This window comes from Aurantiacibacter flavus, from assembly GCF_039710615.1.
GTDB classification, from domain to species: domain Bacteria; phylum Pseudomonadota; class Alphaproteobacteria; order Sphingomonadales; family Sphingomonadaceae; genus Alteraurantiacibacter; species Alteraurantiacibacter flavus.
In genome coordinates this window covers 1-6,876 of record NZ_JBDLBR010000013.1, presented here as the reverse complement: position 1 = coordinate 6,876, position 6,876 = coordinate 1, and the positions used below count along the sequence as shown (strand labels likewise).

The 6,876-nt window shown below is 59.9% G+C and carries 9 protein-coding genes; 2 read left to right on the top strand and 7 right to left on the bottom strand.

Annotated elements, in window-relative coordinates; translation table 11 throughout:
• Positions 1 to 62: 62 nt before the first annotated feature.
• Genes ABDJ38_RS16755 through ABDJ38_RS16725 form a run of 7 tightly spaced genes read right to left on the bottom strand, consistent with a single transcriptional unit; the run spans position 63 to position 5,620 of the window.
• Complete coding sequence (locus tag ABDJ38_RS16755; protein ID WP_346786284.1) at positions 63 to 701, bottom strand: LysR family transcriptional regulator; 639 nt, start codon at positions 699 to 701, stop codon at positions 63 to 65.
• The gene (locus tag ABDJ38_RS16750; RefSeq protein ID WP_346786283.1) at positions 694 to 1,365 is read right to left on the bottom strand and encodes an FMN-dependent NADH-azoreductase; all 672 of its coding nucleotides are present in this window, start codon (positions 1,363 to 1,365) and stop codon (positions 694 to 696) included. Before ABDJ38_RS16750 ends, ABDJ38_RS16755 begins: the two co-directional genes overlap by 8 nt.
• Positions 1,362 to 2,324, bottom strand: coding sequence for a GNAT family N-acetyltransferase (locus tag ABDJ38_RS16745; protein WP_346786282.1), 963 nt, complete (start codon positions 2,322 to 2,324; stop codon positions 1,362 to 1,364). Before ABDJ38_RS16745 ends, ABDJ38_RS16750 begins: the two co-directional genes overlap by 4 nt.
• Positions 2,325 to 2,371: 47 nt before the next feature.
• The gene (locus tag ABDJ38_RS16740; protein ID WP_346786281.1) at positions 2,372 to 2,815 is read right to left on the bottom strand and encodes a carboxymuconolactone decarboxylase family protein; all 444 of its coding nucleotides are present in this window, start codon (positions 2,813 to 2,815) and stop codon (positions 2,372 to 2,374) included.
• The gene (locus ABDJ38_RS16735; protein WP_346786280.1) at positions 2,812 to 3,789 is read right to left on the bottom strand and encodes an NAD-dependent epimerase/dehydratase family protein; all 978 of its coding nucleotides are present in this window, start codon (positions 3,787 to 3,789) and stop codon (positions 2,812 to 2,814) included. Before ABDJ38_RS16735 ends, ABDJ38_RS16740 begins: the two co-directional genes overlap by 4 nt.
• 13 nt (positions 3,790 to 3,802) lie before the next feature.
• Positions 3,803 to 4,393 carry a LysE family translocator gene (locus ABDJ38_RS16730; protein WP_346786279.1) on the bottom strand — a complete coding sequence of 197 codons (591 nt, stop codon included), beginning with the start codon at positions 4,391 to 4,393 and terminating at the stop codon, positions 3,803 to 3,805.
• A gap of 3 nt (positions 4,394 to 4,396) precedes the next feature.
• On the bottom strand, positions 4,397 to 5,620 hold the full coding sequence (locus tag ABDJ38_RS16725) for an MFS transporter (RefSeq protein ID WP_346786278.1): 1,224 nt from the start codon (positions 5,618 to 5,620) through the stop codon (positions 4,397 to 4,399).
• Positions 5,621 to 5,786: 166 nt separating this feature from the next.
• On the opposite strand from ABDJ38_RS16725, the gene ABDJ38_RS16720 reads away from it, so the two are divergent.
• Positions 5,787 to 6,656, top strand: a complete 870-nt coding sequence (locus ABDJ38_RS16720; protein WP_346786277.1) for a LysR substrate-binding domain-containing protein — start codon at positions 5,787 to 5,789, stop codon at positions 6,654 to 6,656.
• 38 nt (positions 6,657 to 6,694) lie between these two features.
• The coding region (locus ABDJ38_RS16715) for an NUDIX domain-containing protein (RefSeq protein ID WP_346786276.1) at positions 6,695 to 6,876 on the top strand (182 nt) is incomplete at its 3' end.

Here is a 6,876-nt window from a genome sequence, read left to right as displayed (position 1 = left end):
TAAAGCGGCAGAAGGCGTAGCAAGGCCAGCCAATATGGCGGCTGTGAAGCGCACATTATGGATCACGAAGCAAGACTACACGCGCGAAAGCCAACAGTCACCAATTTGTCCACGCCGCCTAGGAGAAAATGCTCACCTGCAAGGTCCGGCCAGGTAATCCGCTCGCGCTCTGCCAGATCGTGTTGCTCCGGTAACGCCACCAGAATTCGTTCGCTCCAAAACGGTCTGGCTCGAAGCCCCGCATAGAAAATCTCGCCCGCCATCACAGCGAGGTCGAGTGTTCGGTTTTCCAATCCCCCAAGGAGCCTTTTTCGCTCACGTTCGACGCCGCGCATTTTAACGTCTGGGTGCTTATCGCCGAACTCGGTTACGGTCGCTCGCAGGTTGCCTGCCGAAAAGGATGTGTGAAATCCGACTGTCAGATGTCCGGTCATTCCACAGCATGTTGCACGAACCCACGAATTCAACTCATCAAATTCCGTCACTAGGCGTTCGACAGACCGAATATAGAACTCGCCATTTTTCGTGAGCTTGGCACCGCGCAAACTGCGATCAAACAGAGGCATTCCGAGCCGTTTCTCGATGTGGCCGATCTGTCGACTGAGCGTTGCCTGTTTTATATTCAGGAGACGCGCGGCACGGCTGAAACTTCCAGCATCAGCTGCTGCCAGAAGATACCTCAATTGCTTCAATTCAATCAAAGCTACGCTCGTGACGTGGCGCAAACCGCGCAAGTTCGGAAAGCAGGAACTCCTCGAACCTTATTGCGATTTTATCGAGCTCAGCTTTTGCCTGCGCTTTGGCTTTCGCGACAAACTCTGGCGCTCGTGCGGTTCCCTCCAATCGGACTGAGGTCACGTCTCCAAGGCCGATCGTTTGGAAGATCCTTGTCACGTAGGGAGTCAGAAAATCAGGCTGGCTCGCCGCGCCCCCCGAAAACAGGCCGCCACAGGCGATGATCAGCGCCACCGGGCGCTCTGCGAGCAGGCCAATCTTGCCCGACGAGGTGGGCCGAAATGTCCGCTCGGGACGGACAACCATGTCTATCCACGCCTTGAAAGCAGCAGGCACCGTGAAATTGTGCATCGGCATGTCGATGATGATCGCACTTGCCTGTTCGACTTCGGCGATCAGGTGCTCCGATACGGTCAGAGCGTCCGACTTGTTTGCAAATGATCTCGTGCTCGCTGACAGGCTGGCTTGCACGAAACTGGCGCAGGGGAAAGGCGGCGGCGTTTCGGCAAGATCGCGGACCACGACCGGGAGATCGATCGCGCTTTTGAGCCGCTCGACAAGGTGGCGGCCCAATTCGCGACTGTGAGACCCGGCCTGCTGCGGGCTGGCGCTGATATGCAGGATGCTCATGCCGGCAACGGCGCGTGGTCGGAGTTGATATCACAGGAAAACCGCAGTGCGCGGGGCAGCAATCCTTCGCGATAATAAAATCTGTGCCCCAGTGAATTCGAAAGCGCCGTATCCAGAACCAGCAGACTGAGATCGCGCTCGCCGCACTCGGCTTTAAGTCTGTCGAGCAATCGGTGGCCTGCACCGCTTCCCCTGACATCCGCATCGGTTACGAGATCGTCCACATAGAGGTGCGGACCATAAATGAGGTTTTCCTGGATGCGGTAACCGGCCAGTGCGACAGGCTGTTCGCCCTTCCAAAGCGCGAGCAGACTGTATCCGGTGGCTTTCTGCCGTTGCCATCGCGCAATAAAATCGCCCTCGTTTTCGAGGTGCGGTCGTAATTGTTGCATCAGAGGAAAACAGAGCGCCACATCCTCTTGCGTTTCGGCATGCCTAAAGGTGAGCGGCTGATGCCATTCTTCCCGCAACACGCTCATAATGCATGTGTCCCAGCGTTCCCCATTCACCGACGCGGATGAGCGGCGTGTGCCTTCAAGCTTGAGGCCCAGCTTTTCATAGGTTTTTATGGCCACCGAATTCCAGGCGTAGACATTCAATTCGACGCGCTCGATCGCTTCGAAGCCGAAGGCATGCTCGGTGACGAGGCGCAGCATCTGGCTGCCTTTTCCCTGACCCCGCATCTGCGGAGCAATGACCACGCGCGAGAGGGTCGCATTGCCGCTACGCCAATCCAGCGCGAGCTGGATGTGACCGACAAATTCACCGTCCTCCTGCGCCATCCAGCAGAGCCGGTTGGGAGGATTCGTCTTTCCTTCGTCGAGCATCGCCTGAAGCATTTGCGCTGTGAGAGGATAGCTGACGGTCGGGCCGCCCCATTGCACGGCTTCGACTTCATTGGTGAACCAACTGCAGACGAGATCGAAATGCTCAGCGGTAAACGGGACTAAATGGATCATGGGAATTCTTCGTATTCAGGGAGAGAAGGGACGGTCTGGCTGAGTGGCTAGCCGAGAATCAGAGGCGGAAAACGCAGGGCTGCGGCGATACGGTTCCAGTTGTTGATCGCGCCGACTGTAACGGTGAGAAGCACTGCCTCTTGCTCATTGAACACGGCGCGCAGGTCTTCCCAATCGCTCTCGCCGGGGGATGTGCAGGCGAGCTCCGTTAGCAGCTCTGCCCAGCGCAGCGCCGCCATTTCGCGTTCCGAGAAAATGCCGACGTCGCGCCAGGCTGCAACCAGCCCAAGCTTTGTCTCATCGACAGGTAGCTTGCGGGCGATATTGAGATGGAGCTGGATGCAAAAGGCGCAGCCGTTGATTTGCGACACGCGCAGCTTCACCAGCTCGGTCAGCTCCTTCTCAAGCCCGGCATCATCCACACATTTGCCCAATGCGAGCAGCGCTGCGTGGGCGTCGGGTTGAGACGTTCTGAAATCGTCATAGGTCATAGGTCTTTCTCCATTCTCTGAAGGTCGGGGTTCTGTTCGCAGCCCGGTGATCGATCCGTGGCGAAAGGAAGGTCTTCGCCCTCCCGCAATGCTGTCAGAATGTCGGAGAAGCGTGTGTCGTAGCGCAGGCCGAGAACGCTTTGCGAATTGCTTGAATCGTAGACGCGCGAGATGGATGCCGGCAGTTGCCACCCCCGGCGGGCGAACAGCCGGGCTGCCTCTGGAAACAGACGTCCGATGACTGCCTTGGCATCTCGTTTGAGGTCGTTTGCGTCGTCGCGCACGAAGGGTGTCGGCGCGGACAGGATGAACGTGTCGAACCCAAGCGCCGGTGCTCTCTCCAAGGCGAGGACATGTGCTCGCGCAACGTCATCGACCATCAGGCGGCAATTCAGAAATTCATTTGCCTTGTGGTTGTCCGCGCTCAGATCCGGTTGTGCGCTATCCTCTCCGGGGAAGAACCGGCCTGGTCGCAGGGCGATGCAGTTCATGCGATGCTGAAGGGAATGCAGGCGGCATAGCTGTTCCGCTGCGAGCTTGGTCACGCCGTAGACATTGCGCGGCTCGAGAGGGGCATAGCTTTCGTCAAACCAGACCGCTTTCGAGGATGTCCCACTATGCACGGCCTCACTGGCCATAAGCGATGTGGTTGACGTGAAGACGAAGCGGTCGACCCCCGCGGCGCGCGATGCCTCCAGCATGTTCAGCGTGCCCTGCACATTCGTGTCCACGAAGGCAGAGGCCGGGCATCGGGCAAGGTCGGGCTGATGCAGTCCGCCCGCATGAATCACCGCGTCGATATCCGCATTGGAAAATGCCCGGTCGACCATACTGTGATCCGAAACCGAACCGACAATCCCAGTGTACTCGCCGGGCGCGATATCGAACCCGGTGACGTCGTGCCCCTGTTCGGCCAGCATCGGTGCCAGGACCTTGCCGAGCCACCCCGAGGATCCGGTCAGCAGAACGCGCATGTCTGCTCTTCCTTCACAACAGGGCCAGTCCGACCGAGGCGAGCAGCATGAGTGCGAAGACGATGTTGGCTGCCCGGCCAGTTTTCGGTTGGTTGAGGAATTTCGAGAATGTCGCTCCGAAGGCGAGCCATGCTGTTTGGCTGACGATGATCACGCCGGTTAGCGCAGCCAGCTTGGCAATCATGTCCAGCAGCAGATCATCTGCAACAACACTATGCCCTGAGTAGACCGCTCCGATCGCGGCAAAGGCCTTGGGGTTTGCAACGGCGAGCGCAAATCCTGGCACAAAGGCGGGCGGCTTCGTGGCAGACTTCGCAACGTGACCCACGGGCGCGGTCGCGATTTTCCATGCAAGGTAGAGGATATAGGCGAGCGCCAGCATCATCAGCGCGGTGAGCACGGCTGGCCAGGCAAGCAGCAAGGCCGTGACGCCTGTGGCAATCATCAGCAGGACGGCGCCGGTGCCAGCCATGACACCGCACAGATAGGGCAGGCCCGGCCGAAAGCCGAAGCCCGATCCGAGACCGGCCAGACTCACCGTTACCGGGCCGGGGCTCCCCATAAGCGGGAAGGCTGCGAGCAGAAGGAAAAGCAGGTTCTCCATCGGCTAGGTTGCCAGCCCGCGCGTCAGGGGCCGCTCTCTTACGAACAGGTGCAGTACGGCAGAGAGCAGGCCCAGCAGGATCGAGACGCGCCAGATCAGCGCGTAATTGCCGTAGTAATCATACCAGTCCCCGGCGAGCCAGACGCCAGCGAAGCTGCCAAGCTGATGGCTGAGGAATACTAATCCGAACAGCGTGCCCATCACCCGCGGCCCGAACATCGCCAGCACCAGCGTGCTCGTCAGTGGAAGGGTCGACAGCCACAGCACCCCCATACCGAAGGCGAAAATCATCACCGATGACGGGGTGACCGGCTGGCTGATGAAAGAGAGAATGACCAAGGCCCGCAAGGCGTAGATCGCTGACAGAATGTAGGGCTTGGGAAAGATCATGCTCAGCTGTGCGGCGAGAACCGTGCCGAGGATATTGGCCAGCCCGACCATCGACAGGGCCTTGAGGCCGAACGCGCGCAATTCCTCCGGCGACATGCTGGTGCCGGTGCAGAAATGCTCGACATAATTGGGCAGGTGGGCGGTGATGAAGCCGAGATGGAATCCGCAGACAAAGAAGCCCGCGTTCAGGAACAGGAAGCCGGGGTGCCGGAAGGCGGAGACGACCGTGCCGATAAGCGCGGCCGGAGCGATGCGCTGGCTTTCGCCGGGCCTGTCGCCTTGGCTGGGGGTGGTCCGCAAATAGGGAATGCACAGGGCCATCGGCGCAAGCATTGCCGCGAGGACGAGCATGGTCAGCCGCCAGTCCAGCCATTCGATGAGCCACGCAGCCACGAGCGGCACAACGACCTGTCCCGCTGAGCCCAAAGCTGACGCGATGCCGAGATAGAGGCTGCGCTTTGCGACGGGTGCGGCTCTGCCGACCACGGCCAGGACAATGCCGAATGCCGTACCGGAGATGCCCATTCCGACCAGCAACCCGGCGCCAAGATGCTGGGCCAGTGGTGTCGTCCCAAGCGCACAGATGACCATGCCAATGGTGTAAAAGCCAAGGCCGATCCACAAGGCTCGGCGGTCGCCATAACGATCGGCGATCAGGCCAAAGGCGGGCTGTGCGAGGCCCCAGACGAGATTCTGGATCGCGATCGAGAGGGAGAATATCTCGATCCTGCCGCCAAACAGGTCGTTCGAGAGCGGTTCGACGATACCGCCGAATACCGAGCGGACCCCGAAGGCTAGCGCCAGTATCACCCCACCAGCGAGGATGACTGGGAGCATCGAGCGCTTGTGCGGCGTGGATGTCTCGTCGATGACTGGCAACGCGCGGTCTGCTCCCGAATTGGTTCAGTCCCCTGAGAAGAGGCCGAAACTTGACCGCTGCGTAGCACCCACCTATCAATTCGAATAACGAATGTATTTGAATTGTGAGTTCATAAATTCGAAAGTGAAAACCTCGTTCGACATCGACTCTCTGCGGGCCATTGTGGTCGGCGCAGACCTGGGCAGCTTCTCGCGCGCAGCGGTGCAACTAGGGCGCTCGCAATCGGCGATCAGCATGCAACTCAAGAAGCTTGAGGGGCAGGCGGGCGCGCAGTTGTTCGCGCGCAAAGGCAGGGGGCTCGTCCCCACCGCTGCCGGCGAAGCGCTGATCGCCTATGCCCGCAAGATCGTGGACCTGAATGACGAAGCGGCGCTCGCCCTGGGCGCTGCCACCAATACCGGCGTTGTGCGTCTCGGATTGCCGCAGGATTTCTTCGAGGATGTAATGCCGGCAACGCTCACCGCGTTCTCCAGTCGGCATCCGACGGCGCAGGTCGATATCCGCGCTGGTCAAAATCACAAGCTTGCCGAGGAAGTTACCGCAGGCAGGCTGGACGGCGCTATCGTCTATTTCGACGAGGGTTCCGCTGGCGAAGGGGAGCTGCTCTGCACCTTGCCGATGCGCTGGCTTGCCCATGAGAGCTTCAAGCCCGCGGGGGCGAAGCCAGTTCCGCTGGTGATGTTCGACCACCCCTGCCTGTTTCGCAAGGCGGCGCTGTCCGCCCTCGACCGTGCCAGACTGCCGTGGCGCGCGGCAGTGACAACCCCCAGCCTCTCCTATGTCTGGGCCGCACTTCGCTCGAAGCTTGGAATAGCTGTGCGCACTGCGCATGGTGTCCCGGAGGATATGGTCTGCGTCGATGGCAGGTTCGGCCTTCCCCACCTACCTCCCATCGAAATCCGCCTGCTCACCTCGCAAACCGCTTCATCTGCCGCGGAGGATATGTGTGGAATCCTGCGCGGAGAGGCAAATCGGCTGATCGCGCCGACTTGATAACCAGATGGCGTGTACGGAGCTGAAAGGATCTCATCATGACAGAAGGACCACAACGTCCGATAGCGGCAACCATTGCAGTGGTTTTGCGTGAGGGTCAGGTCCTGCTGGTTCGCAGGGCCAATCCGCCCGATGCAGGGCGGTGGGGTTTTCCCGGCGGCAAGATCGAAACCGGCGAAACCATCGAACAGGCTGCCATTCGCGAACTTTACGAGGAAAC